Raw genomic sequence first — 25,743 nt, 5'->3', positions numbered from 1 at the left:
CTCAGCGCCCGCCGCCCAGGTCGATGAAGCTGCCGGTGGAGTACGAGGCTTTGTCCGAGAGCAGCCAGAGGATGGCCTCGGCCACTTCCTCGGGGCGCCCGCCGCGGCCCATGGGCAAGCCGGGCTCGAGCTTGCTGACCCGGTCGGAGTCGCCCGACAGCGCGTGGAACCCGGTATGGATATAGCCTGGCCGCACACCATTTACCCGCACGCCCTCGCCTGCCACTTCCTTTGCCAGGCCAATGGTGAAGGTGTCGAGGGCGCCCTTGGAAGCGGCATAGTCCACGTATTCGTTGGGCGAGCCCAGGCGGGCGGCCACCGACGACACGTTGACGATGGCCCCGCCCGGCCCGCCGTACCGGCGTGCCATGCGCTTCAGTGCGTGCTTGGCGCAGAGCATGGGGCCGACGACGTTGGTCTTCATGACCTTGAGCAGGCGGAATTCGGACATGTCCTCAACCCGGCTTTGCTGGCCGATGGTGCCTGCGTTGTTTACCAGCGCGGTGACCGGGCCGAGTTCTTCGTCAACGCGCTGGAACAGCTGGATGACCTCATCCTCGACACTGGCGTCGGCGCGCACGGTGATGGCCTTGGCGCCCAGGGCTCGGACCTGGCCGAGGATGTCCTCGGCGGCCTGGTCGTCGGCGTGGTAGTTGATGCAGATGCGGTAGCCCTGACGGGCGGCCAGCAGCGCCGTGGCGGCGCCGATGCCGCGGCTGGCACCGGTGATGACTATGACTTGCTCCATGGGTCTGCCAATCGTTTGGAAAGGGAGCATCGACAATAGGGGAAAAGGCAGCGCGTGGGAATGACCTTTCCTTCTGCTACTGCGTGGGTTTGCCTTGCCCGGGAAACAACGTCTCGAACCGCGGCGTCGCCCGCGCAACGAAACCCAGCCCCTGGTGCATGATGAAGTAGGCAGCGATTTCATTCCGCTCGGCGAAGGCATAGCCTTCCTCCGGGCCCAGCACCATCAACAGTGTGTCCAGGGCATCGGCACGCAACACCGAAGGGTCGACCACCGACACTGCCGCCAGCGCGTGCTTGACCGGCCTGCCGACACGGGGATCGAAGGTGTGCGAATAACGCTGGCCACCTTCCTCGAAATAGTTGCGGTAATCGCCGGCGGTGGCAACGCCGTAGCCATCCAGGGCGATGGCGCGCTCCACTTGCTGTTCGCCCCCACCACTCGGTACCTCGAGGGCGATGCGCCAGGGCGAGCCATCCGGCTTGCGGCCGACGCCCTTGAGTTCACCGGTGATCTCGACCAGATAGGCCTGGATACCCAGGGCCGCAAGCCTGTCGCCCACCCGATCCACTGCATAACCGGCGAGCATGCTGTCGAAATCCAGCTGCGCCGCCACATCCTTGCACAGCTTTTCTCCATCCAGGTGCAAGTGCTGCAGCCCTACCCGTGCCTGCTCCCGTGCCAGCGTGCTGGCGTCCGGCACCTGCCTACCGCGTGACTGCGGGCCGAAGCCCCAGAGGTTCATCAATGGCAAGACCGTCAGGTCGAAAGCCCCGCCACTCTCGCGGAACAGAGAAACACCGTACGCCAGCAATTGCTGCATCTCTTGCGGCACTGCCTGACAGGCGCCGGCCGGCAGGTTGTTGAAGCGGGAAACCACGGAATCGCCGCGCCAGTTGGAGAACTGCTTGTCGAGGGCCTGGAGAACAAGCTCGACTTCGGCCTTTACTTGCCGCGAATCGGGCGTCTGTGCAGTGGGTACGTACTGGATCGAATACGTACTCCCCATGGTCGGCCCGCCAAAGCGTTCAATCCTGTCGCCGCAGCCATACAGCAACGTCACCAGCATCACCAGCAGGCTTGCGCGCATCATTGGACACCTCGCAGACTCTGGCCGCCCGTACGCGGCGCAGGCTATTTCACCAGAGTTGCGAGATGGCAATTGGCCTACCGTTCATCAGCAAACCTGGTCAAAAACCGAACAAACTCCTCATCGAACACTCTGATCTGCGCGGGTGATCATTCATCCCCCTCCCTTTCCGCTTAACGTCCCGGAAGCAATAAAACAACCATGTGCATAAGCGCACAGGGGCGTTCTTTGCCCAAAAATTGGAGGACATTACATGTCTAGCCATTCGTTGCAGAGCGTCGAACGCCTGCAGAGCCGCATCCGCGCCCAGCGTCAGCCGCAACAGAAACCTTTCTGGCGCCGTCTGCTGGCCATCGCCTCATCCTCTCAGCGTAGTTGGCACGGAGGGATCGAGCTCAGGGGATACAAGGAACTATCCAACGCTACGCCGGTTGCCCCGGTCGTGGTCGGTAAAGTCCAGCTGGCGATTCCCCTCGGGCGGGGTCGGCGGTTTGTCCAGCCTTGCGTGCAGCCGGGGCAGCATGTGCGCAAGGGCGAAGTGATCGGTATTGGCGACAACACCACCGCTTGGGTGCATGCCAGTACCTCCGGCATCGTGGACCGGATCGATCACGTCTTCGCGGCCGACTCGGCCGAGCCAGTCATGGCCGTCATCCTGAACGCAGATGGCCTGGACGAGTGGCTCGAACGCCCGGCACCGGGCCTGCCGCAAACGCCAGAGGCGCTGGTCGAGCGCGCATTGCAGATGGGCATAGTCGGCCTTGGTGGTGCGGGTTTCCCCACGGCCCTCAAGCTGGCCGACGCACAGCAGCCCGACCTGCTGCTGATCAACGGTGCCGAATGCGAGCCCTTCCTTACTTGCGATGACCGCCTCATGCGTGAAAATGCCGAAGCGTTGATCGAGGCCGCCGACTATGTCGCCGCGCTGCTGGGAATAACGGCAACCCGTTTCGGCATCGAAACCAACAAACCGGAGGCGATGACCACGTTACGTGCCGCCGCACGCCAGGCGCGCACCCGGGTCGAGATTTGTCCACTTCCGGAGCGTTACCCAGCAGGTGGGCAGCCGTTGATGATCAAGAGCCTCAGTGGCCGCAACCTGGCCCCGGGGAGCCGCCCCGCCGATATCGGCGTCCTCGCCCTGAATGTCGCAACGCTCTACGCGCTGGGCCGGGCTGTCTTCCAGGACGAACCACTGACCAGCCGCGTGCTGACGCTGACAGGTGACTGCGAGCGCCCCGGCAATGTGCGGGTGCCGGTGGGTTACCCGGTCAGCGAACTGCGCGCGATTGCTGGCGCGTCCCCCACAGGGCAGTTGACCCAAGTCGGAGGCCCGATGATGGGGCAGCCGCTACCGGACGCCAACGCCTTCGTCAGCAAGACCAGCAGTTGCCTGATTTTCGGCGCCGAGCGCTACCTGCCGGCTGCTCGCCCCGCCAGCAGTTGCATTCGCTGCACGCGCTGCGTGGATGTCTGCCCGATGTCGCTGCGGCCGCTGGACCTCTACGCTGCCGCCGAGCGCCTGGACAAGACCAGCCTGCAGGAACTGCGCCTGGATGCCTGCATCGAATGCGGCAGCTGCAGCAGCATCTGCCCAAGCAATATCCCGCTACGCGAACGCTTCCGCCAAAGCAAGACGGAGGTCCGCGCATGAGCTTGATACGCCACCCCATCCCGCAACGGCTGCGCACGGTGATGCTGCTGGTCGTCCTGTGCCTGCTGCCGGGCACCGTCCTGTATGCCTGGCAATTCGGCGTCGTGGTCTGGTTGCAGGTGTTCTGGTGCGTGCTGTTTGCCCTGGGCTTCGAAGCCGCCCTGCTGCGCCTGCGCGGGCATGACGTACGCAAGGGTTTGAGCGACCTCAGCTGGCTGGTGCTGGGCCTGATACTGGCTCGGGCATTGCCGCTGATGGTGCCGTTGTGGATGATCGCCCTGGCCAGTTTTGCTGCTCTGGCACTGTGCAAGCACGCCAGTGGAGGCCTTGGTCGCAACCGCCTCAACCCTGCCATGGTTGGCCTGGGGGTGGTTGCCATCTGCTTCTACCAGCAGTTGTACCCCGCGCCATCGAACCATGCCCCCTGGACCGCAACCCTGGACGCCAAGGACGTTCTGCTCCAACAGCTACAGTTGGTGCCGCGCCTGGAGCTCGATGCGTTCGCCGGCGCCACGCAACTGGCGCAGAACGAGTTCACCCATGTCACCCACAATCTGTCGGGGTTCGGCTACATTGCCGGCGGTTTGCTGCTGGCTTCGCTGCGGGTGATCCGCATCGAGATTCCGCTGGCGATGATCGCGAGCACAGTATTGCTGTGCATGGCTGCCGGCCACAGCCTGCAGGAAGCCGTTTACAACCTCAGCCTCGGCGGCTATCTCTTCACCGCCTTCTTCATCGCCACCGATCCGGTCACCAGCCCCGATACCCGCGCCGGTCGCATCCTCTTCGGCGTGACCGTCGGCACGCTGACCGAGCTGATTCGCGAGTTCGGGCTTTACGCCGATGGCCTCTGCTTCGCTGTGCTGGCCGGCAACCTGCTGGTGCCGCAGATCGACCGGTTGGTGCTGCGCATGCAGCGGCCCTGGTACGCAGCAGCGAGTGCCTGACATGGCATTTGGCAAAGAGCCTGGGCCTTGTTCTGGCCCGGCTCAGTGCCCTGCCGACGCCGGCCCCGCCTTGGCGGTAAAGGGCGGTTTGGCGAACCACACCAGCAGGATCAACCCGGCAAACACCCAGGTCATCAGGGTGAAGTAGTCCACCGTCGACATCATGTACGCCTGCCCGTTGAGTATCTGCTCCAGCTGCGCATAGCTCTGCGGGCTGGCCCCGCCCAGCTGCTCCAGGGTATGTCGCGTGGCCGGGTCGAACTGGCTGATGTGCTCGCTCAGGTAGGCATGGTGCTGGTCCGCCCGGCGAATCCAGATCCAGGTGGTCAGCGACGCCGCGAAACTGCCGCCCAAGGTACGCAGGAAGGTCGCCAGGCCCGAGCCATCGGCGATCTGCTGCGGTGGCAGGTCGGACAGCAGGATGCTCAAGGTCGGCATGAAGAACAGCGCAACGCCAATACCCATGAACAACTGCACCAGCGCCACATGCTGGAAGTCCACCTCGCTGGTGAACCCGGCACGCATGTAGCAGCTGCTGCCGATCGCCAGGAACGCCAGCCCGGCCAGCACACGCAGGTCGAAGCGGTGGGCGTACTTGCCCACGAACGGCGACATCAGCACCGGCAACAGGCCGATCGGCGCCACCGCCAGGCCGGCCCAGGTAGCGGTATAGCCCATCTGCGTCTGCAGCCACTGAGGCAGGATCAGGTTGATGCCGAAGAACCCGGCATAGCCCCCTACCAGCACGATGGTGCCCACGCGGAAGTTGCGGTGCGCGAACAGGCGCAGGTTGACCACCGGGTGACGGTCGGTCAGTTCCCAGATCACGAACACCGCCAGGAACACCAGCGAGACCAGGATTCCGGCAATGATGAACGACGATTCGAACCAGTCCAGGTCGTTGCCTTTGTCCAGCACCACCTGCAAGGCGCCAACGCCGATGATCAGCGTCAGCAGGCCGATGTAGTCCATCGGCTGGCGGCTGGTGACCACCGGCCGGGTGCGCATCTGCTGGCGGACCACGGCGGCGGCGAACAGGCCGATGGGCACGTTGATGAAGAAGATCCACGGCCAGCTGTAGCTGTCGGTTATCCAGCCGCCGAGAATCGGCCCGGCAATCGGCGCCACCACCGTGACCATCGCCAGCAGCGCCAGGGCCATGCCGCGCTTGGCCGGGGGATAGACGGCGATCAGCAAAGTCTGGGTCATCGGGTACAACGGCCCGGCCACCACACCCTGCAACACGCGAAAACCGACCAGCTCCGGCATCGACTGGGCAATACCGCACAGGAACGAGGCCAGCACGAACAGCAGCGTGGCCCAGATGAACAGCTTCACCTCGCCAAACCGTCGGCTGAGCCAACCGGTGAGCGGCAAGGCGATGGCGTTGCTCACCGCGAACGAGGTGATGACCCAGGTGCCCTGTTCGTAGCTCACCCCCAGGTTGCCGGAAATGGTCGGCAAGGCCACGTTGGCGATGGTGGTGTCGAGCACCTGCATGAACGTCGCCAGCGACAGGCCGATGGTGGTCAGCAGCAGGCTCGGCGGCGTGAACTGGGCAGCAGCGTTGTTGCTCATCGCTGGGCCGTCTTGCCGGTTGCGCTGTTTTCGTGGATCAGCCGGGCGATCAGGTTGTCGGCTTCGACCAGCTGGCGGTCATACACCTGGGTGATATAGCTGGCCTGCTGCGGTGGCTGTTGGGCCAAGGTCGGGCCGCTCTGGTCGTGCAGGTCGACCTCGACCACGGTGGACAGCCCGATACGCAGCGGGTGGTCCTTGAGCTGGTCGGGGCTGAGGTGGATGCGTACCGGCACGCGCTGGACGATCTTGATCCAGTTACCGGTGGCATTCTGCGCCGGCAACAGGGCGAAGGCGCTGCCGGTACCAGCGCCAAGGCTGTCGACCGTGCCGCTGTACCTGACCTCGCTGCCGTACAGGTCGGCGCTGATCTGCACCGGCTGGCCGATACGCATGTCGCGCAGCTGGGTTTCCTTGAAGTTGGCATCGATCCACACCTGGTCCAGCGGGATCACCGCCATGGTCGCGGTACCCGGTTGCAGGCGCTGGCCCAGCTGCACGGTACGCTTGGCAACGTAGCCGGTGACCGGTGCCACCAGGGTGGTGCGGGCATGGTCGAGGTAGGCCTGGCGCAGGTCGGCGGCGGCGGCCATCACCTCGGGGTGCGAGGACACCACGGTGTCGTCGACCAGTGCGCTGCTGGTGCTGAGCTGCTGGCGTGCACGGTTGACGGCGGCCTCGGCCACGCTCAGGTCGTCGCGGGCATGAGACAATTCTTCCGCAGCTATCGCGCCGCTGTCGGCCAGTACCTTGCGCCGGTTGAAGTCCTGGCGGGCCTTGCGCAGCTCGGCCTGGCGGGTTTCCAGCTGGGCCTTGAGCGCGTCGACGTTGCTGTACAACCCGCGCACCTGGCGCACGCTGCGCGCCAGCCTGGCTTCGGCGGCCTGCAAGGCCACCTGGCTGTCGGCCGGGTCGAATTGCAGCAATACCTGGCCGGCGTGGACCAGGTCGCCGTCATCGGCACCGATGCTGGTGACAGTGCCGGTGACCAGCGGGGTGATCTCTACCACGTTGCCGTTGACGTAGGCATCGTCGGTGCTTTCGTGCCAGCGCCCGACCAGGCTGTACCAGGCCCAGGCACCGACGCCGGCAAGGATCAGCAGCAACACCAGGCCAAGCAGCCAGGCCTTGCGCTTGCGCGACGGTTCGGGCGCGGCGGAGGGAGTCGGGGTGTCTGCGGGAGTGGCCATGGCAATACCTTGGATAATTCGTGACAGGGATCAACGATCGCCGAAGCGGCGGATCGTCAACGGGTCGCCGGCAGCGAGCAGGACCTTGGCCAGCAGGCCTTCCAGGGTCGCGAGCTCTTCGGGTGCCAGCACGCCGCACAGCTCGTTCATGGCCGCCGCGCCGATTTCCGGCAGGCGGTCAGCCAGGCGCTGGCCATCGGCGGTAAGCGCCAGGTGCACCTGGCGACGGTCGTCGGCGCAACGGTTGCGCACGATCAGTTCCTTCTGCTCGAGGCGGTCGAGCATGCGGGTCATCGATCCGCTGTCCAGGCCCAGGTACCGGCACAGCTCGGCCGGGGTGTCCACCTGGTACTGGGTGACGATGATCAGCACCTTGAACTGCGCGGCGGTGACGCCTTCGGATTCGAGGTGCCAGTCGAGAGTGCGGTCCTTCAGGATCGCCGCCCGGCCAAGCAGCATGCCGATGGCGCAGGTCTGGAAGTTTTCAGGGGAGAAATGGGCCATTGGAGGCTGCTCGGGTAATTGTGTAGAAATATTACTGCCTAGGCAGTGAATGTCAAAGCTTTGATTAGGTTGCTATGGAAAATTTCATGATGTTCCCCTTCTCTCGCCTGCCGAGGGAGGCTCTTGTGGGAGCGGCTTTAGCCGCGAACACCGGCGCAGCCGGTGCCATGCACCGCATTGGATTCTTCGCGGCTGAAGCCGCTCCCACAGGGTACGCGGACTGCTTGCGATTTCAGTTATCTACGCGACAACGCAGCCCAAAGGGCTGGGTCATCTCCCACAGGGAACTGTGACTGCTGTCACTGCCGCAATCGCAGGCCCAGTGCCTCCACCGCCCCGCAGGCAATGGCCATGCCCACCAACTCCGCCAGGCTATCGGCCTGCAACCGCTTCATCACCCGCCCCCGGTACAGGTCCACCGTCTTCACACTGACGCCCAACCGCTCGGCAATTTCGCGGTTGCTCAACCCTTGGGCCAACGGCACGAACACGTCGCGCTCGCGTGGGGTCAGGCCGTCGATGCGCGCCTGCACCCGGGCCAGCGCCTGGTCGTCCTGGCGTGCCCGCCCGGCGCTTTCCAACGCGGCCTGCACGCTGTCGAGCAGCAACTGGTCGTTGTAGGGTTTCTCGATGAAGTCGCAGGCGCCGGCCTTGAATGCCCGCACCACGATCGGCACATCGGCATGCCCGCTGACGAAGATCACCGGCAAACCCAGGCCACGCTCGCGCATCGCCTGCTGCACCGCCAACCCGCCCAGCCCCGGCATGCGCACATCCAGCAGCACACAGGCCGGCCCATCGTCGACGCAGGCGTCGAGAAACGCCTGCCCGCCGGCGAACGGCAAGGCCTGCAAACCCACCGACTGCAACAACCACACCGTCGAGTCGCGCATACCCTGGTCGTCATCGACCACATACACTTTCGCTTGCACCGCCATCTCCCCTTACCCCCTGCTGACCGCCAGTCGGCAGCACAGTACCAGTCCGCCATTGTCACCGGCTCGCGCCCACAGGCTGCCACCAAAGCCCTCGATCAGGCTGCGGCTCATGCTCAGGCCAAGGCCCAGGCCGTCGGCCTTGCTGGTGGTGAACGGCGTGAAGATTTCATCCAGGCGCTCGGGCGCCACGCCCGGGCCCTGGTCGGCCACCTCGACCAGCACGCCATCACCATCGCGCGCAGCGCCCAGCAGGATACGTGACGGCCGCTCGCCATGCTGCTCGCGGTTGGCATCGATGGCGTTGCGCAACAGGTTCAACAGCACCTGCTCCAGCAGTACCCGGTCGGCATACACCAAGGGTAGCTGCGCGCTCATGCGCAACTCGACCACCACCTGGTCACGCGCGGCTTCCCAGGCGCACAGGCGCATGGCTTCGCCGGCCACCTCGGCCACGTCCAGCGCCTGCAGGCGGCGCGGCCCCTTGCGCAGGAAGGCGCGCAGGCGGCGGATCACTTCGGCGGCATGGGTGGCCTGTTCGCTGATGCGCTGCAGGCCCTGCCCTACCCGCTCTCGGGCCTGCGGGTCGCGCTCCAGGCCCTGCAGGTAACGCTGGCTGGCGTTGGCATAGTTGACCACCGCAGCCAACGGCTGGTTGATCTCGTGGGCAATGCCCGAAGCCAGCTCGCCCAAGGTGGCCAGCCGGGCACTGTGCGCCAGGCTTTCCTGGGCCTCGATGCGCAGGGTGATGTCGCGGGACACGCTGACCACCTCCACCACCGCGCCGGTGTAGGTTTCACGGATGGCCCGGCTGGCGATTTCGAACCAGCGGTAGCCGCCTGCGGCCTGGCGCACCCGGCAGGTCATGGTGTGGTAGCCGTCCTGGTCCAGGGCGGCGGCGGCCTGGCGCAGCACCTGGCGGCGCTCGCGCGGGTGCAGCAGGGTATGCACGGCCATGCCGCGCAGCTGCTCGGGCCACAGGCCTAGCAGGCGGAATGCCGCCGGCGAGGCATCGAGGAAACGGCCGTCGGGGCTGTGCCGAGAGATCAGGTCGGTGGTGTTCTCGATGATCAGCCGGTACAGGCGCCGGGCGCGGCTGGCCTCGCGGGCGCCATGGCGCTCGTCGCTGGCGTCGCGGCCACGCGCCAGCACCTGCTGGCCCTGGTCGTCAGGGATGAAGCTCCACAGCACGATGCGTTCACCAACCTGCACCTCGACATCGGCGATCGCCCGGCGCTGGCGCAGGCAGGCGCGCACCAGGGCGGCGCAGTTGCCCGGCAGCCAGCTGGCCAGTGCCGGGCCTTCATCGACCCAGGCCTGCAGCGCCGGGTTGAGTGCCAGCGGCCTGGCGTCGCCGGCCAGCATCAGGCTGGGTTGCGGGTCCTTGGCGAGCAAGGGATAGGCAGTGTTGTCCACGGTAGGCGGCTCGTTGTTATAGTAGTTTTACTATATTGCTATAGTCGATATTCCTAATACCATAGCGACTCGCGTAAAACTGCGACAAGGGGAGCGGCCCACCGTCCGCCTCCCTGCACCCTGAACAGAGCTAACAATCAGCCACCGGGGGTCAAGCGCACAGGTTGTGCCTGCCTCCTCTACAGGATTACCGCATGTCGATCTATGCCCAGGGCCTGATGCCCGCTGCCGTCAACCATGTCGCCCTCACCCCGCTGAGTTTCATCGAACGCACCGCTGCCGTATATGGCGATTATCCGGCGGTGATCCACGGTGCCATCCGCCGTAACTGGCAGCAGACCTACCAACGCTGTCGGCGCCTGGCCAGCGCGTTGGTGGGCCGGGGTATCGGCCGTGGCGACACCGTGGCGGTGATGTTGCCCAACATTCCGGCCATGCTCGAAGCCCATTTTGGCGTGCCCATGACCGGTGCCGTGCTCAATACCCTGAACGTACGCCTGGACGCCGAGGCCATCGCCTTCATGCTGCAGCATGGCGAGGCCAAGGTGCTGATCACCGACCGCGAGTTCCACACCGTCATCGAGGCGGCCCTGGCCTTGCTCGAGCACCCGCCATTGGTGGTGGATGTGGATGACCCGGAGTACGGCGAAGGCCGTGCGGTCAGCGAACTGGATTATGAAGCGTTCCTAGCCGAAGGCGACCCGGACTTTGCCTGGGAATGGCCCGATGACGAGTGGCAGGCGATCTCGCTCAACTACACCTCCGGCACCACCGGCAACCCCAAGGGCGTGGTCTACCACCACCGTGGCGCTTACCTGAACGCCCTGGGCAACCAGATGGTCTGGGGCATGGGCCATCGCCCGGTGTACCTGTGGACCCTGCCGATGTTCCACTGCAACGGCTGGTGCTACCCATGGACCATCACCGCGCTGGCCGGCACCCATGTGTTCCTGCGCCGGGTCGACCCGCAGAAGATCCTGACCCTGATCCGCGAGCACCGGGTCAGCCACCTGTGCGGCGCGCCGATCGTGCTCAACGCCCTGGTCAACATGCCCGAGGCGGCCAAGGCGGCCATCGAGCACCCGGTGCAGGCCATGGTCGCGGGCGCCGCGCCACCTGCGAAGGTCATCGGCGCAGTGGAAGAGATGGGCATCCAGGTCACCCACACCTACGGCCTGACCGAAGTCTACGGCCCGGTGACCGTGTGTGCCTGGCATGACGAATGGGATGACCTGTCGCTGGAAGAGAGGGCACGGATCAAGTCCCGCCAGGGCGTGCGCTACCCGACCCTCGACGGCCTGATGGTCGCCGACCCGCAAACCCTCGAGCCGGTACCGCGCGACGGCAACACCCTGGGCGAGATCTTCATGCGTGGCAACACGGTGATGAAAGGCTACCTGAAGAACCCCGAGGCTACCGCCGAAGCCTTCCGTGGCGGCTGGTTCCATACCGGTGACCTGGCTGTGTGGCATACCGACGGCTATGTCGAGATCAAGGACCGGCTCAAGGACATCATCATTTCCGGTGGCGAGAACATTTCCACCATCGAGGTCGAAGACGCCCTGTACAAGCACCCGGCGGTGCTGGAGGCCGCGGTGGTGGCGCGCCCGGATGAAAAATGGGGGGAAACCCCGTGCGCCTTCGTTGCGCTCAAGCCGGGCCGCGAAGACACCCGCGAAGCCGACATCACCAGCTGGTGCCGCGAGCACCTGGCCGGGTTCAAGGTGCCGAAGACCGTGGTGTTCGGCGAACTGCCCAAGACCTCCACCGGCAAGATCCAGAAGTACGTGCTGCGCGACCGGGCCAAAGCCCTCTGAACCCGTAGCGGCCTCTTCGCGGGTAAACCCGCTCCCACAGGTACAGCAATGTGCTCAGGTTTGGCGCGATCCCTGTGGGAGCGGGTTTACCCGCGAAGAGGCCAGCCCAGATTTCCCACTTCTCAAGAGCTACCGATGACTACCTACTCCGCCCCCCTGCGCGACATGCGCTTCGTCCTGCATGACGTGTTCAACGCCCCGGCCCTGTGGGCCCGCCTGCCCGCCCTGGCCGAGCGCATCGACGCCGATACCGCCGATGCCATCCTCGAGGAAGCAGCCAAAGTCACCGGCCAGCTGATTGCCCCGCTCAGCCGCAACGGTGACGAGCAAGGCGTGCGCTTCGCCGCTGGTGAAGTCACTACACCCGACGGCTTCCGCGAGGCCTGGCACACCTACCGTGAAGGCGGTTGGGTCGGCCTCGGCGGCAATCCTGAACATGGCGGCATGGGCATGCCGAAAATGCTCGGTGTGCTGTTCGAAGAAATGCTCTACGCCGCCGACTGCAGCTTCAGCCTGTATTCGGCATTGAGCGCCGGCAGCTGCCTGGCGATCGATGCCCACGCCAGCGAAACACTCAAGGCCACCTACCTGCCGCCCCTGTACGAAGGCCGCTGGGCTGGCACCATGTGCCTCACCGAACCCCATGCCGGCACCGACCTTGGGCTGATCCGCAGCCGCGCCGAGCCCCAGGCCGATGGCAGCTATCGCATCAGCGGCAGCAAGATCTTCATCACCGGCGGCGAACAGGACCTGACCGAGAACATCGTCCACCTGGTGCTGGCCAAGCTGCCGGATGCGCCCACCGGCGCCAAGGGCATCTCGCTGTTCCTGGTGCCCAAGTACCTGGTCGAGGCCGATGGCCGCCTGGGGGCGCGCAACGCCGCCCATTGCGGCTCGATCGAACACAAGATGGGCATCAAGGCCTCGGCCACCTGTGTGATGAACTTCGATGGTGCCGTCGGCTACCTGGTCGGCGAGCCGAACAAGGGCCTGGCGGCGATGTTCACCATGATGAACTACGAGCGCCTGTCCATCGGCATCCAGGGCATCGGTTGTGCCGAGGCGTCCTACCAGAGCGCCGCCCGCTACGCCAACGAGCGCCTGCAAAGCCGCGCCGCCAGCGGCCCGCAGGCACAGGACAAGGTTGCCGACCCGATCATTCACCATGGCGATGTGCGGCGCATGTTGCTGACCATGCGCACCCTCACCGAAGGTGGCCGGGCGTTTGCCGCCTACGTCGGCCAGCAGCTGGACCTGGCACGCTACGCCGAAGACGCCGGCGAGCGCGAACATGCGCAACGCCTGGTGGCGCTGCTGACGCCGGTGGCCAAGGCGTTCTTCACCGACAACGGCCTGGAAAGCTGTGTGCTCGGCCAGCAGGTGTATGGCGGCCATGGCTACATTCGCGAATGGGGCCAGGAGCAGCGGGTGCGCGATGTGCGCATCGCGCAGATCTATGAAGGCACCAACGGCATCCAGGCCCTCGACCTGCTCGGGCGCAAGGTGCTGGCCGACGGTGGCCAGGCGCTGGCCGGCTTTGCCGCCGAGGTGCGGGCCTTCAGCGTTGATGCGCCCCTGCACCGTGAAGCCCTGCAAGCGAGCCTGGCGCGGCTGGAAGCGACCAGCGCCTGGCTGCGGGCGCGGGCCGGCGAGGATGCCAACCTGGTCAGCGCGGTGGCGGTGGAATACCTGCAGCTGTTCGGGCTGACTGCGTACGCCTTCATGTGGGCGCGGATGGCGGCGGTGGCGTTGGCCAGGCGTGACGAGGATGCCGCGTTTCATGGGGCCAAGCTTGCGTGTGCGGAGTTCTTCTTCCAGCGGGTCTTGCCGCGCGGGTTGGGGCTGGAGGCCAGTATCCGGGCAGGTAGTGGCAGCCTTTATGGTTTGGAGGCGGCGCAGTTCTGATGAGCCGCTGGGGGCGCTGTGCGCCCCTTTCGCGACACAAGGCCGCTCCCACAGGCATCCCACCAACCCATCGGGCAGCGCTGCACCTGTGGGAGCGGCCTTGTGTCGCGAAAGGGCTGCGCAGCAGCCCCAACGATTTCAGCCTGAATTTACCTGCGCGAAGGGTTCTCAAACGCTGAAAAACCATCACCAATCCGACGAAAACCGGCACAACTGATAGTCATTCGCCATTACCTCGGTTCTCGGGAGCCCTCCCGCAAGGGTAGAATGCGCAAAACCCGGAGCCGCAATGAACCACGACCGCCTCAATTCCAGCCCAGACGATGCCATCACCGACGCCGCCGCGCACTGGTGCATGCGCATGCACGCCGAAGATTGCTCGGTGGCCGAGCGCGAGGCGTTCGCCCGCTGGCTGGCGGCCGACCCGCGGCATGCCGAGGAATACCAGGCGATGCTGGAAATCTGGCAAACCGCCGACCTGCTGCCGCGCAATGCCACCGTCATCGACTTCAACCCGCCGCTGCAAAAGGCTGCGCGCCAGCGCAACTGGCGGCCGCTGGCATCCGCCGCCGCGATCGCCCTGGCAGTGCTGCCGCTGGCCGGCTGGGTGGGCTGGGAACAAGGCTGGCTGCCCAATCGCTACCAGCACTTCGAAGCCGGCGCGCACATGCAGACCGTGCAGCTGAGCGACGGCAGCACGGTGCAGCTCAACCTCAACACCGAGCTCACCTACCTCAACTACAAGGACCAGCGCCAGGTCACGCTCAAGCGTGGCGAGGCGTTCTTCAAGGTGCAGCACGACAGCAGCCACCCGTTCATCGTGCATGCCGGTCGTGGCCAGACCCGCGTCACCGGCACCCAGTTCAACGTGTGGAAGTACCAGGACCAGGTCAAGGTCACCCTGGTGGAAGGTTCGGTACTGGTATCCAGCGACGGCAGCACCGGTGGCTACCGCCTGGGCCCTGGTATGCAGGCCAGCTATCACAAGGGCGACTTCGAGCCGCAACTGGAGCAGAGCGAGGACTACGGCAACAGCCTGGCCTGGCGCGACGGCAAGCTGGTGCTCGACAACCTGAGCCTGGAACAGGCCCTGCCGATAATCAACCGCTACCTCGACGCACCGCTGCTGCTGGCCGACGCCAGCACCGGCCGCATCCGCATCAGCGGTATCTACAACACCCGTGAGGTGGGGCGCCTGGTCAACAACCTGCCCAAGGTGCTGCCGGTCTACCTGACCCGCAGCAAGGACGGCAGCACCGTGCTCAACCGCATCTCGCCACCGCCCGACAAGGGCTGACGCCCTCCCCGTCTTACAGCGTCATCGCCGCCAACCAGCCGAACGCCAGCAGTGGCAGGTTGTAGTGGATGAAGGTAGGCACCACGGTGTCCCAGATATGGTGGTGCTGGCCATCCACGTTCAACCCCGAGGTCGGGCCCAGGGTCGAGTCCGAGGCAGGCGAGCCCGCGTCGCCCAGGGCACCGGCGGTACCAACGATGCACACGGTGGCCAGCGGGTCGAAGCCCAGCTGCACGCACAGCGGCACGAAGATCGCGGCCAGGATCGGCACGGTGGAGAACGACGAGCCGATGCCCATGGTCACCAGCAGGCCCACCAGCAGCATCAGCAAGGCACCGACGCCCTTGCTGTGGTCGATCCACTGCGCCGAGGTTTCCACCAGGCTGTTCACCTCACCGGTGGCCTTCATCACGTCGGCAAAGCCTGAGGCGGCAATCATGATGAAGCCGATCATGGCCATCATCTTCATGCCTTCGGTGAACAGGTCGTCAGTGTCCTTCCAGCGCACGATGCCCGACAGCGAGAAGATCAGGAAGCCGACCATGGCGCCGATGATCATCGAGTCCAGCCACAACTGGACGATGAACGCCGAGGCAATCGCCAGCCCGGCCACCAGCAGGGTCAGCGGGTTGTACTGCACGCTCACCTGCTCCACCTGCTCGATGCGCGCCAGGTCGTAGTCACGCTTCTTGCGGTAGCTGACGAATACCGCCAGCAACAGGCCAGCCAGCATGCCAGCGGCCGGGATGGCCATGGCGTGGGTGACATTCACGCCACTCACGTCGACACCCGCGCGGGCGACGTTGGCCAGCAGGATTTCGTTGAGGAAGATGTTGCCAAAGCCCACCGGCAGGAACATGTACGGGGTGATCAGGCCAAAGGTGATCACGCAGGCGATCAGCCGGCGGTCGATGCGCAGGCGGGTCAGCACGTACAGCAGCGGTGGCACCAGCAAGGGGATGAAGGCGATGTGGATAGGCAGGATGTTCTGCGACGACACTGCCACCACCAGCATCAGGCCCACCAGCAACCATTTGACCTTGCCGCCACTGGCGTGGCCCTGGCGGTCGATCATGGCCAGGGCGCGGTCGGCCAGGGCATGGGCCAGGCCGGACTTGGCGATGGCCACGGCAAAGGCGCCCAGCAGTGCATAGGACAGGGCTACCGTGGCCCCGCCGCCGAGGCCGCCGTTGAAGGCCTTGAGCGTACCTTCGATGCCCAGGCCCCCCACCAGCCCACCGGCCAGGGCCCCGACGATCAGGGCGATGACCACGTGCACGCGGGACAGGCTGAGTATCAGCATGATGCCGACCGCGGCGATCACTGCATTCATGGTTGGCTTACCTCATTGCGACAGAAAAAAAGCGCGCACTCTGAAGCAGTGGGCAGCAGATGTCAAAAGCGCCATGTTGCGGCGGATTACCAACGCCCCGCGCGGCCTGCGGATTAAATTGAACGTTTGAATAAAGAAAAGCCCGCGCCAGCCGACACATTCGTCAGCCACACTCTTATTACAAGGGACCCACCCCATGCCTTTGCGACAACTTTCCATCCAGTGGAAGATCACCCTGCTCGCCGGTCTCTGCCTGGCCGGCATCGTCACCCTGCTCGTCGGCCTGTCGCTGTATCGCATGGACCACAGCTCGGACCTGGTCAAGGCCAGCAGCATGCAGATGCTGACCGAGTCGGCGCAGTCGCGCATCGAGTCGCAGGGCGAGGTGCAGGCGCTGAACATCCGCCGCCAGTTCATGGACGCCTACCAGTACGGCGCCGGTTTCGCCCGCCAGGTGCTGTTCCTGCGCGAGCAGGCGGAAAAGCGCTTTCTCGATGCCTTCGACCTGCGCGAGGACATGACCCGCCAGGTGCGCGCCGCCCTGCAGGCCAACCCTGAGCTGCTCGGCCTGTCGCTGGTATTCGAGCCCAACGCCCTGGACAACAAGGACAGCCTGTTCGCCGGCAAGGCAGAACTGGGCAGCAACGAAACCGGGCGCTTCGCCCTGTACTGGTCGCAGCCGCGTGTCGGCCAGCTGACGGCCATGGCCCTGCCCGAACATGACATGGCCAACACCGAGATCGGCCCCAGCGGCCAGCCAGCCAATACCTGGTGGGTGTGCCCGCGCACATCCGGCAAGGTGTGCGTGGTGGAGCCCTACTTCTACGACATCGATGGCCAGCAGGTGCTGATGACCAGCATCGTCTTCCCGCTGGCAGTCGACGGCAAGGTGATCGCCACCCTGTCCATCGACATCAACCTCAACAGCCTGCAGGCCCTGAGCCAGGAGGCCAGCCGCAGCCTGTACGAAGGCCGCACCACGGTCGGCATCCTCAGCCCGGTCGGCCTGCTGGCCGGCTACAGCGCCGACGCCAGCAAGCTGGCCCAGCGCTTCGACCAGGTCGACACCGCCAAGGGTGCTGAACTGGTGCGCAAGCTGGCCGACGGCAAGATGACCATCGTGCACGACCAGCAGCGCCTGAAGGTGCTGGCCGCCTTCCAGCCGATCCCGGATGCCCAGCCTTGGGGCGTGCTGCTGGATGTGCCGGAGAACGCCCTGACCGGGCCGGCCGAAGCGCTGAAACAGGAACTGGACGCGCTGAACACCAGCGGCACCCTGCTGGAACTTGGCCTGGGCCTGGCGGCGGCGATTGCCGGCCTGCTGATGGTGTGGCTGATGGCCCGAGGCGTTACCCGGCCGATCCTCGGCGTGGCAAGCATGCTCAAGGACATTGCCAGCGGCGAAGGTGACCTGACCCGCCGCCTGACCTACCAGAAGCAGGACGAACTGGGCGAACTGGCCGGCTGGTTCAACCGCTTCCTCGACAAGCTGCAGCCGACAATTGCCGAGGTCAAACGCTCGGTGCAGGCCGCCCGTGGCACCGCCGACCAGTCTTCGGCAATTGCCACCCAGACCAGCGCCGGCATGGAGCAGCAGTACCGCCAGGTCGACCAGGTGGCCACTGCTTCGCACGAGATGAGTGCCACCGCCCAGGACGTCGCCCGCAGCGCCGCCCAGGCCGCGCAAGCCGCCCGCGATGCCGACCAGGCCACCCGCGAAGGCCTGGCGGTGATCGACCGCACCACCCACAGCATCGATGCCCTGGCTGCCGACATGAGCAACGCCATGAGCGAAGTGGAGGGCCTGGCGCAGAACAGCGAGAAAATCGGTTCGGTGCTGGAGGTGATCCGCTCGATCGCCGAACAGACCAACTTGCTGGCGCTCAACGCCGCCATCGAGGCGGCCCGCGCCGGTGAAGCCGGCCGTGGCTTTGCCGTGGTCGCGGACGAGGTACGCAACCTGGCCCAGCGTACCCAGGAATCGGTGGAAGAAACGCGCCAGGTGATCGAGGCCTTGCAGAACGGCACTCGCGAGGTGGTCGGGGCCATGGACAACAGCCACCGCCAGGCCCAGAGCGGCGTGCAGCAGGTTGGCCAGGCAGTCACCGCGCTGCAGCGCATCGGCCAGGCAGTGACGGTGATCACCGACATGAACCTGCAGATCGCCTCGGCCGCCGAGGAGCAAAGCGCAGTGGCGGAGGAAATCAACAGCAACGTGGCAACCATCCGTGATGTCACCGAATCGCTGTCGGGGCAGGCCAACGAGTCGGCGCGGGTAAGCCAGTCGCTGAACAGCCTGGCCAACCAGCAACAGGCGCTGATGGACCAGTTCCGCGTCTAAGTCACTTGCAGGCCGCTGCCAATCGCGTGCAGCGGCCTTCCTGCCGGGCCTGGAGCCGGTCGTCTACACTTGCGGCAACTCAGTAGCGCCACTCCAAGAGGCCCCATGAAAAAGATTCCAACGTTGCTGGCCGGCCTGCTGCTCGCCGTCGGCCTGGCCAGCACCGACAGCGCCGCCTCCGCAGAACGCACCACGCCCATCCGCTTTGGCGCCATCGGCTGGGAAAGCGGTGCCCTCACCACCGAGATCCTGCGGCTGATCGTGGAGCGTGGCTACGGCTACACCACCGACACCCTGCCCGGCAGCACCGTCAGCATGGAAGTGGCCCTGGCGCGCAACGACCTGCAAGTAATCGCCGAGGAATGGGCCGGGCGCAGCCCAGCCTGGGTCAAGGCAGAACAGGCCGGCCAGGTGTTTGCCTTGGGCGACACGGTCAAGAACGCCGAAGAAGGCTGGTGGGTGCCGGCCTACGTGATCGAGGGCGATGACGCGCGCAAACTGAAACCCGTAGCGCCGCAATTGCGCAGCGTCGAGGACCTCAAGCGTTACCCGCAGGTGTTCCGCGACCCCGAGTCACCCGGTAAAGGGCGCTTTCTGAATAGCCCCAGCGGGTGGACATCCGAAACCGTCAACAGCCAGAAACTCAAGGCCTACGGGCTGAATGATCTCTATACCAACTTCCGCAGTGGCTCCGGGGCTGCAATGGATGCCGAAATCGGCTCGGCCATCCGCCGTGGCCAACCGGTGCTGTTCTACTACTGGAACCCGACCCCTTTGATGGGGCGTTACAAGCTCATACGCCTGCAAGAGCCGCCGTTCGATGCCCAGGCCTGGGCCACCCTCACCGATGTCGGCAACCCCGAGCCCAAGGGCAGCAGCTCGCTGCCGGCCAAATTGTCGATTGGCGTGTCCAAGGCCTTTCGCGAAGGCTACCCGGAACTGGTGAGCATGTTCGAGCGGGTCGACCTGCCCATCGACCGACTGAACAAGGCACTGGCCGACATGAGCGAAAAGCGAACGCCGCCCCGCGACGCTGCCCTCACCTTCCTGCGCAATAACCGCGAGGTGTGGAAAGCCTGGTTGCCTGCGGACATTGCCACCAAGGTCGAGGCCAGCCTGTGAGCGGCGGCTTCCCCGAGGCCCTGCAATTCTCCTTTGCCGACAGCGTCAACCGCCTGGTCGACTGGCTGGTACTGCATTACGGCGATCACCTGCGCAGCGTCTCGGACCAGTTGCTGCAACTGCTGGTCGGCCTGGAAACCCTGCTGCGCCTGCTGCCGTGGTGGCTGCTGCTGTTGCTGATCGGCCTGCTTGCCTGGCATGCCAGCCGCAGCGTGCTGCGCAGCGCGGTACTGGTGGCGCTGCTGGCCCTGATCGGTATGCTCGGGTTGTGGGACAAACTGCTGCAGACCATGGCGTTGGTGCTGGTCAGTACCGGCCTCTGCGTGCTGGTGGGCGTGCCGCTGGGCATCCTGCTGGCTGCCCGGCCACTGGCGAAGCGCTTGCTGTTGCCGGTACTGGATGTGATGCAGACCTTGCCGGCCTTCGTTTACCTGATCCCGGTGCTGATGCTGTTCGGCCTGGGCAAGGTGCCCGCCGTGTTCGCCACACTGATCTATGCCCTGCCACCGCTGGTGCGGCTGACCGAACTGGGCCTGAGCCAGATCGACCCTTCGCTGCTGCAAGCCGCCCATGGCCTGGGGGCCAGCCGCTGGCAGCGGTTGCGGCGCATCGCCCTGCCGCTGGCGCTGCCGAGCATCATGGCCGGGCTCAACCAGTCGGTGATGATGGCCCTGTCGATGGTGGTGGTGGCTTCGATGATTGGTGCCCGCGGGCTGGGCGAGGATGTGCTGTCAGGGATCCAGACGCTGAATGTCGGCCAAGGCGTCGAGGCCGGGCTGGCGATCGTCGCCCTGGCCATGGTGATCGATCGGATCAGCCAGGCCTATGGGCGTGGTGGGCGCTGAGAAATACTGCCTCTACCAGCCTCGACTCGCTGTAGGAGCAGCCTTGTGCTGCGAAAGGGCCGGGCCTGACAATGCATCTCTGTCAGCTTGAAACCGGACCTCACCCGCATGTCCCTCAAAGCCTTGCGCACCCTGGTGACCATCGCCCGCCACGGCACCTTCGCCCGTGCCGCCGACCTGCTCAGCCTCACCCCTTCGGCGGTAAGCCTGCACATCAAGACCCTCGAAGACGAACTGCAGGTGACCTTGTTCGACCGCAGCCGCCGGCAGGTGTCGCTGACCGAAGCCGGCCAGTTGGCGGTCGCCCGCGCCGAGACCATCCTGGCTAGTTATGACGAACTGGCCGACGCCCTGGCCAGCGGCCCGAGCCTGCGCGGCCGCCTGCGCCTGGGGGCGATCCACACCGTGCTGGCGCGGCGCCTGCCCAAGGCGCTGGTGTGGATCAAGGCGCACCATCCGCAGCTGCATGTCAGCGTGGCCTCCGGCATGTCGGCGGAACTGGCGCGACGGGTGGAAGACGGCGAGCTCGATGCGGCAATCACCACCGAGCCGGTCAGCCCCTACCCGCAAAGCCTGGACTTCACGCCGTTGTTCGAAGACCGCTTCTGGGCCATCGCCAGCCCGGACCTGGCCGGGCTAAGCGTGCCGCAGTTGCTGGCCAGCCAGCCGTTCCTGCGCTTCGACAAGCGTGCCTGGGCCGGGCGGCAGATCGAGCAGGAGCTGCGCCGCCAGCATCTGCAGGTGAGCGAGCAGATGGAACTGGACAGCCAGGAAGCGCTGGCGCGCATGGCGGTGATGGGCCTGGGCGTGGCAATCATCCCCATGGCCGATGACGACCTGCAACGCTTGCCACCGGCTACCTGCCTGCCATTTGGCGAACCGCAGCTGACCCGGCGCGTGGTGTTGCTGGAGCATGAGAAGAGCCAGCGGCGGCATTTGAGTGCGGTGCTGAAGACTGCGCTGGAGGCTTGAGATTGCCGGGGCCGCTGCGCGGCCCCTTCGCGACACAAGGCCGCTCCCACAACGAACGCGTTGCATTTGAAGGCAGTGGCAAACCTGTGGGAGCGGCCTTGCGTCGCGAAAGGGGCGCACAGCGCCCCCAGAGCAACCATGCATTTTTCCTCAATGGTCAGTGCAGAAAACAACGTTTTTACAGATCGATCCGCACCAGTAGTCTGTGCCCCGTACCCGACCACGGAACGTCGATCATGCTCCACTTGCTGCTGACTACCCTGCTGCCGATCATCCTGCTGATTGCCTTGGGTACTTTCCTGCGCCTGCGCGGCTTTCTCGCCGATAACTTCTGGCCCGGCGCCGAGCGCCTGAGCTATTACGTACTGCTGCCGTCGCTGTTCCTCCATGGCCTGGCCACCGCCAACCTCGAAGGCGTGCCGGTGCTGGGCATGGTTGGCGTGCTGATGCTCTCGACCCTGGCCGGGGCCGTGCTGCTGGTGCTGTACCAGGGCGCCATGAACCACGACGGTGCCGACTTCACCTCGGTGTTTCAGGGCGGTATCCGCTTCAACAACTACATCGGCGCCACCCTTGCAGCGGGTATCTACGGCAGCGCCGGCATTGCCCTGGCAGCGGTGGCCAACGCCGCGATCGTGCCACTGGTGAATCTGCTTTGTGTGCTGGTGTTCGCCCGCTTCAGCGCCCGCCATAGCTCACCGGCCACGGTGTTGCGGGCCATCTTCGCCAACCCCTTGATTGTCGGTTGCGCCGGCGGGTTGCTGCTGCGCGCCAGTGGGCTGGGCTTGCCAGCGGGTATCGAACCCACGGTCAAGGCCCTGGGCCAGGCCGCCCTGCCGCTGGGCCTGCTGTGCGTCGGCGCAGCCCTGGGTGGTGCCCGCCTGGGCCAGCAGGTGCGCCCGCTGATGGCGGCGTCGGCATTCAAGTTCCTGGTCATGCCGCTGACTACCTGGGGCTTGTGCCGCCTGCTTGGCCTGGGTGGCCAGGCAGCGGTTGTCGCGGTGCTGTTCCAGGCACTGCCGACCGCATCATCTTCCTATGTAATGGCCCGGCAAATGGGCGGTAACGCACCGCTGATGGCCACCATCATCGCCCTGCAGACCGTGTTGGCCGCCGCCACCCTGCCTTTGGTGCTGATGCTTGCGCTTGGCTAGACTGTGAACCAGCCCACAGTTCGGGAGCTTGCATCATGCGCCTTTCGTGGATGGTGATCGGCCTGGTTTCGGCCCTGCTCGCAGGCCCCTTGCACGCGGCCGACCCGGCCAAGGCTGCCGTTGCCGAGGACAAGGCCGAGGTGCTCGAGGAAAAAGTGGTGAATGACACGCCACCCCCGAAAAAGGCCGAGACCCTCACACCGGGCGAAGCACAGGCAGTGGACCCGGCCGGCCAGGCGCCGCTGGATGACAGCATCACCTGCCTGGCCCGCACCATTTACTGGGAGGCCAAGGGTGCCGACGCCGAAGACATGGCCGCCGTGGCCAACGTCGTGCTCAACCGCCTGGGCCACGATGGCTTCCCGGATACCATCTGCGGCGTGGTCAAGCAGGGGGTGGAAAGCAAGGCCTGCCAGTTCTCCTGGTGGTGCGACGGGCGCCCGGACCAGGTCGAAGAAGCGCAACGCTACGACATTGCCAAGGAAATCGCGCGCAAGGCGCTCAACCAGCAATTGAGAGACCGCACCGGGGGTGCCTTGTACTTCCATGACCGCAATGTGCACCCGGACTGGGCCAAAGCCTACCGCCGAACGGCGCAGACCAGGCATTTTCTGGTCTATAAACCGAACCAGGCGGTGGCGCGCTGATAGACGCCGGGCGCCAGCAAACCGGCAGACAGGCGTGGTTCGATAGGAATGATTACCAACTATTCGCACTTTTCAGATGAACAGTGGTCTACTCCCTCTTTTGCCGCCAGCAACGAATGTTGGCGTTCTCATTGCTTTGCACGAGCCCGGGCCAAAAGCCCCCGGGCTTGTGTAGGATGAGCAGCGCGAACCCCGACGCTGCCAGTCATAGGGAGATCCACATGCGCGTCCTGTCATCCGTAGCCGCCTTGTCGCTGGGCCTGGTCGTCTCGGTCGGGGCCATGGCTGCCACCGGCGAAGAAGCGCAACTGATCGATTCGATCAATGTCTACCGCAGCAAGGCCCAGCCCTGCGGTGGCGAAGCGTCGTTGGAACTGCCGCCGCTCAACAGCGATACCCGCCTGGCGCTGTCGCCAGAGGGTACCCGCGACCTGCAGCAGGCCATGACCCGCGCCGCCTACCCGATGGTCAACGTGCAGGCCATCAGCCTGTCGGGGCCACGTGATGCGCGCGCTGCCATGCATGCCATCGAAGAGAGCTTCTGCCAGGTGGTGCTGGACCCGCAGTTCGTCGATATCGGCGTCAGCCAGGAAGGCCGCGACTGGCGCATCGTGCTTGCCCGGCCGCTGCTCAGTGGGCGCCTGGGCGACTGGCAGGCCGAGGGGCAGAAGGTGCTGCAGGAGATCAACGCCGCGCGCAAGGTGCCGCGCCAATGCGGTGGCCAGCCCTTCGCCGCCGCCCCCGCACTGAGCTGGAGCACGGTGCTGGCCGGGGTTGCTGCCAGCCACACCCGGGCCATGGCCAACCAGAACTTCTTCGACCACATCGACAAGGATGGCCGCACCCCCGGTGACCGGGCAGAGCTGGCCGGTTACCTGTACCAGCAGATCGGCGAAAACATCGCCGCCGGGCGTGACACCGCGCGCAAGGTGGTCGATGGCTGGCTGGATAGCCCGGGGCATTGCGCGACGCTGATGAACCCGGACTTCCGTGAGCTGGGCGCTGCGTATGCAGTGGACCCGAAGAGTGATGCGGGGATCTACTGGACAGGGTTGTTCGGGACGCCGCAGTAGGCCGGCTCCCACAGGACTCATTCAAATAGCAGGGACCCTGTGGGAGCGGCTTTAGCCGCGAACACCGGCGCAGCCGGTGCCATGCACCGCGGTGGCTTCTTCGCGGGTAAACCCGCTCCCACAGGGTACGTGGACCGCTTGTGAATTCAGTTCTCTACGTGACAGCGCAGCTCAAGGGCCGTGCATCCAAACCGTCGCCGCACGCACTTGCCCAGGTAACTGGCATCGCCCAGGCCCACTTCATCGGCAATCTGCGCCAGGCTGTGGCTGGAATTGAGCAGGCGCCAACGCGCCTGTTGCAGGCGCATCTCCAGCCACCAGGCCTTGGCGCTCATGCCATGGCTGGCGTGAAACTGCCGGTCCAGCTGGCGCCGGCTGATGCCCAGCTCAGCCGCCAACTGCTCCGCGGTCAACGGCGTACCCAGGTGATGACGCATCAATGCCTGCGCGCGCTGCACCTGCCGCCCCTGCCCGGCCCCCAGCTCCAACGAGCGCAAGGCATGGCGGCTATCACGGGTTTCATCCACCAGCATGTCAGCCAGGCCCTTCAGCGCCCTGGCCCTCCCGCAGGCGCGTGACAACAGCGCGACGGCCAGGTCGATGGCCGCGGTGCCGCCGGCGCAGGTGATGCGGCTACCGTCGATGCAATACAGCTGCTCACTCAGTACCTGCAAATGCGGGAAGGCTGCACGGAATTCGGCTTCGTGGCGCCAGTGCACCACTACCTTGTGGCCCTGCAGCAACCCGCAGGCGGCCAACAGGAAAGCACCGTTGTCGACCGCCACCAGCTTGACGCCAGCCTTGCCAGCCTGCCTCAGCAAGGCCCGGTAGCGAGGCGCCAGCGCGGCAGTGGCCATCGCGTTGCGCCCGCCGAACACCACCAGGTAGTCGAAACTGGCCAGCTCGAGCTGGCCTGCGACGGCTTCGACCTGCACCACCGCGCCACTGCTCGAAGGCACCGGGTCGAGTGTCAGCCCTGCAACGGTCCAGCTGCAGTAGCGCTGCTGGCTGTAGTCCTCGTCGTCGGCGCTGAAACGCAACTTGTCGAGAAAGGCGCCGAACGGCAGCAAGGCAAAATCCGGTAACGGCAAGATCAGCAAGCGGATGTCGGGCAGCATTGGCATCGCGTCCAGAAACGACCATTCAATGTCCGGATCATACCCTTGCCCGACAAG

21 protein-coding genes are annotated in these 25,743 nt (G+C 65.5%); 12 read left to right on the top strand and 9 right to left on the bottom strand.

The window, feature by feature from the left end:
* Position 1: 1 nt before the first annotated feature.
* Both MJ643_RS02575 and MJ643_RS02570 read right to left on the bottom strand, forming a co-directional pair.
* Positions 2–748 carry an SDR family oxidoreductase gene (locus MJ643_RS02575; protein WP_013972938.1) on the bottom strand — a complete coding sequence of 249 codons (747 nt, stop codon included), beginning with the start codon at positions 746–748 and terminating at the stop codon, positions 2–4.
* Positions 749–824: 76 nt separating this feature from the next.
* Entirely contained in the window at positions 825–1,841 is a 1,017-nt protein-coding gene (locus MJ643_RS02570) for an FAD:protein FMN transferase (RefSeq protein WP_013972939.1), read from the bottom strand.
* Positions 1,842–2,091: 250 nt separating this feature from the next.
* Here MJ643_RS02570 and rsxC point away from each other — a divergent pair, with 250 nt between their 5' ends.
* Positions 2,092–3,492, top strand: a complete 1,401-nt coding sequence (gene rsxC / locus MJ643_RS02565; RefSeq protein ID WP_023663086.1) for an electron transport complex subunit RsxC — start codon at positions 2,092–2,094, stop codon at positions 3,490–3,492.
* Positions 3,489–4,439 carry an RnfABCDGE type electron transport complex subunit D gene (locus MJ643_RS02560; RefSeq protein ID WP_196184748.1) on the top strand — a complete coding sequence of 317 codons (951 nt, stop codon included), beginning with the start codon at positions 3,489–3,491 and terminating at the stop codon, positions 4,437–4,439. The genes rsxC and MJ643_RS02560 overlap by 4 nt, the downstream gene beginning before the upstream one ends.
* Before the next feature lie 42 nt (positions 4,440–4,481).
* On the opposite strand, the gene MJ643_RS02555 is transcribed toward MJ643_RS02560, so the two are convergent.
* From MJ643_RS02555 to MJ643_RS02535, 5 genes are all read right to left on the bottom strand, one after another.
* On the bottom strand, positions 4,482–6,017 hold the full coding sequence (locus MJ643_RS02555; protein WP_196184747.1) for a DHA2 family efflux MFS transporter permease subunit: 1,536 nt from the start codon (positions 6,015–6,017) through the stop codon (positions 4,482–4,484).
* Positions 6,014–7,207 (bottom strand): HlyD family efflux transporter periplasmic adaptor subunit, encoded by a 1,194-nt coding sequence (locus MJ643_RS02550; protein WP_024087263.1) that lies wholly within the window; start codon positions 7,205–7,207, stop codon positions 6,014–6,016. The genes MJ643_RS02555 and MJ643_RS02550 overlap by 4 nt, the downstream gene beginning before the upstream one ends.
* A gap of 30 nt (positions 7,208–7,237) precedes the next feature.
* Entirely contained in the window at positions 7,238–7,711 is a 474-nt protein-coding gene (locus MJ643_RS02545) for a MarR family transcriptional regulator (protein ID WP_208209125.1), read from the bottom strand.
* A gap of 299 nt (positions 7,712–8,010) precedes the next feature.
* Positions 8,011–8,649, bottom strand: coding sequence for a response regulator (locus MJ643_RS02540; RefSeq protein ID WP_013972945.1), 639 nt, complete (start codon positions 8,647–8,649; stop codon positions 8,011–8,013).
* Positions 8,650–8,655: 6 nt separating this feature from the next.
* A complete protein-coding gene (locus MJ643_RS02535; RefSeq protein ID WP_013972946.1) occupies positions 8,656–10,062 on the bottom strand; it encodes an ATP-binding protein in 1,407 nt (468 codons plus the stop codon).
* 194 nt (positions 10,063–10,256) lie between these two features.
* On the opposite strand from MJ643_RS02535, the gene MJ643_RS02530 reads away from it, so the two are divergent.
* The 3 genes from MJ643_RS02530 to MJ643_RS02520 all read left to right on the top strand — a co-directional run bounded on the left by MJ643_RS02530 (position 10,257) and on the right by MJ643_RS02520 (position 15,081).
* Positions 10,257–11,879, top strand: coding sequence for an acyl-CoA synthetase (locus MJ643_RS02530; protein ID WP_013972947.1), 1,623 nt, complete (start codon positions 10,257–10,259; stop codon positions 11,877–11,879).
* Positions 11,880–12,014: 135 nt separating this feature from the next.
* A complete protein-coding gene (locus MJ643_RS02525) occupies positions 12,015–13,784 on the top strand; it encodes an acyl-CoA dehydrogenase C-terminal domain-containing protein (protein WP_196184746.1) in 1,770 nt (589 codons plus the stop codon).
* A 289-nt stretch (positions 13,785–14,073) separates the two neighbouring features.
* Positions 14,074–15,081, top strand: a complete 1,008-nt coding sequence (locus MJ643_RS02520; RefSeq protein WP_013972949.1) for a FecR family protein — start codon at positions 14,074–14,076, stop codon at positions 15,079–15,081.
* 13 nt (positions 15,082–15,094) lie between these two features.
* Here MJ643_RS02520 and MJ643_RS02515 read toward each other — a convergent pair whose 3' ends face one another.
* Entirely contained in the window at positions 15,095–16,414 is a 1,320-nt protein-coding gene (locus tag MJ643_RS02515; RefSeq protein WP_013972950.1) for a Na+/H+ antiporter family protein, read from the bottom strand.
* A 196-nt stretch (positions 16,415–16,610) separates the two neighbouring features.
* Here MJ643_RS02515 and MJ643_RS02510 point away from each other — a divergent pair, with 196 nt between their 5' ends.
* The 7 genes from MJ643_RS02510 to MJ643_RS02480 all read left to right on the top strand — a co-directional run bounded on the left by MJ643_RS02510 (position 16,611) and on the right by MJ643_RS02480 (position 24,568).
* A complete protein-coding gene (locus MJ643_RS02510; RefSeq protein ID WP_013972951.1) occupies positions 16,611–18,755 on the top strand; it encodes a methyl-accepting chemotaxis protein in 2,145 nt (714 codons plus the stop codon).
* Positions 18,756–18,860: 105 nt separating this feature from the next.
* The gene (locus MJ643_RS02505) at positions 18,861–19,877 is read left to right on the top strand and encodes an ABC transporter substrate-binding protein (protein WP_196184745.1); all 1,017 of its coding nucleotides are present in this window, start codon (positions 18,861–18,863) and stop codon (positions 19,875–19,877) included.
* Entirely contained in the window at positions 19,874–20,722 is an 849-nt protein-coding gene (locus MJ643_RS02500) for an ABC transporter permease subunit (RefSeq protein WP_013972953.1), read from the top strand. The genes MJ643_RS02505 and MJ643_RS02500 overlap by 4 nt, the downstream gene beginning before the upstream one ends.
* A 108-nt stretch (positions 20,723–20,830) precedes the next feature.
* On the top strand, positions 20,831–21,694 hold the full coding sequence (locus MJ643_RS02495) for a LysR family transcriptional regulator (protein ID WP_038409756.1): 864 nt from the start codon (positions 20,831–20,833) through the stop codon (positions 21,692–21,694).
* 236 nt (positions 21,695–21,930) lie between these two features.
* A complete protein-coding gene (locus MJ643_RS02490; protein ID WP_041505888.1) occupies positions 21,931–22,848 on the top strand; it encodes an AEC family transporter in 918 nt (305 codons plus the stop codon).
* A gap of 35 nt (positions 22,849–22,883) precedes the next feature.
* Positions 22,884–23,495: a cell wall hydrolase gene (locus tag MJ643_RS02485; protein ID WP_208209124.1), complete on the top strand. Its 612-nt coding sequence runs from the start codon at positions 22,884–22,886 to the stop codon at positions 23,493–23,495.
* A gap of 221 nt (positions 23,496–23,716) precedes the next feature.
* Positions 23,717–24,568 carry a CAP domain-containing protein gene (locus MJ643_RS02480; protein WP_024087273.1) on the top strand — a complete coding sequence of 284 codons (852 nt, stop codon included), beginning with the start codon at positions 23,717–23,719 and terminating at the stop codon, positions 24,566–24,568.
* Positions 24,569–24,714: 146 nt separating this feature from the next.
* Here the strand turns inward: MJ643_RS02480 and MJ643_RS02475 are convergent, their stop codons facing one another.
* Entirely contained in the window at positions 24,715–25,686 is a 972-nt protein-coding gene (locus MJ643_RS02475) for a helix-turn-helix domain-containing protein (protein ID WP_196184744.1), read from the bottom strand.
* Between the last annotated feature and the right edge of the window lie 57 nt (positions 25,687–25,743).

Origin of the sequence: Pseudomonas sp. PNPG3, assembly GCF_023093815.1 — a bacterium.
In the GTDB taxonomy this organism is placed as follows: Bacteria; Pseudomonadota; Gammaproteobacteria; order Pseudomonadales; family Pseudomonadaceae; genus Aquipseudomonas; species Aquipseudomonas asiatica.
Note: the sequence above shows the minus strand (reverse complement) of the source record. Positions and strands in the feature narration are given on the sequence as shown.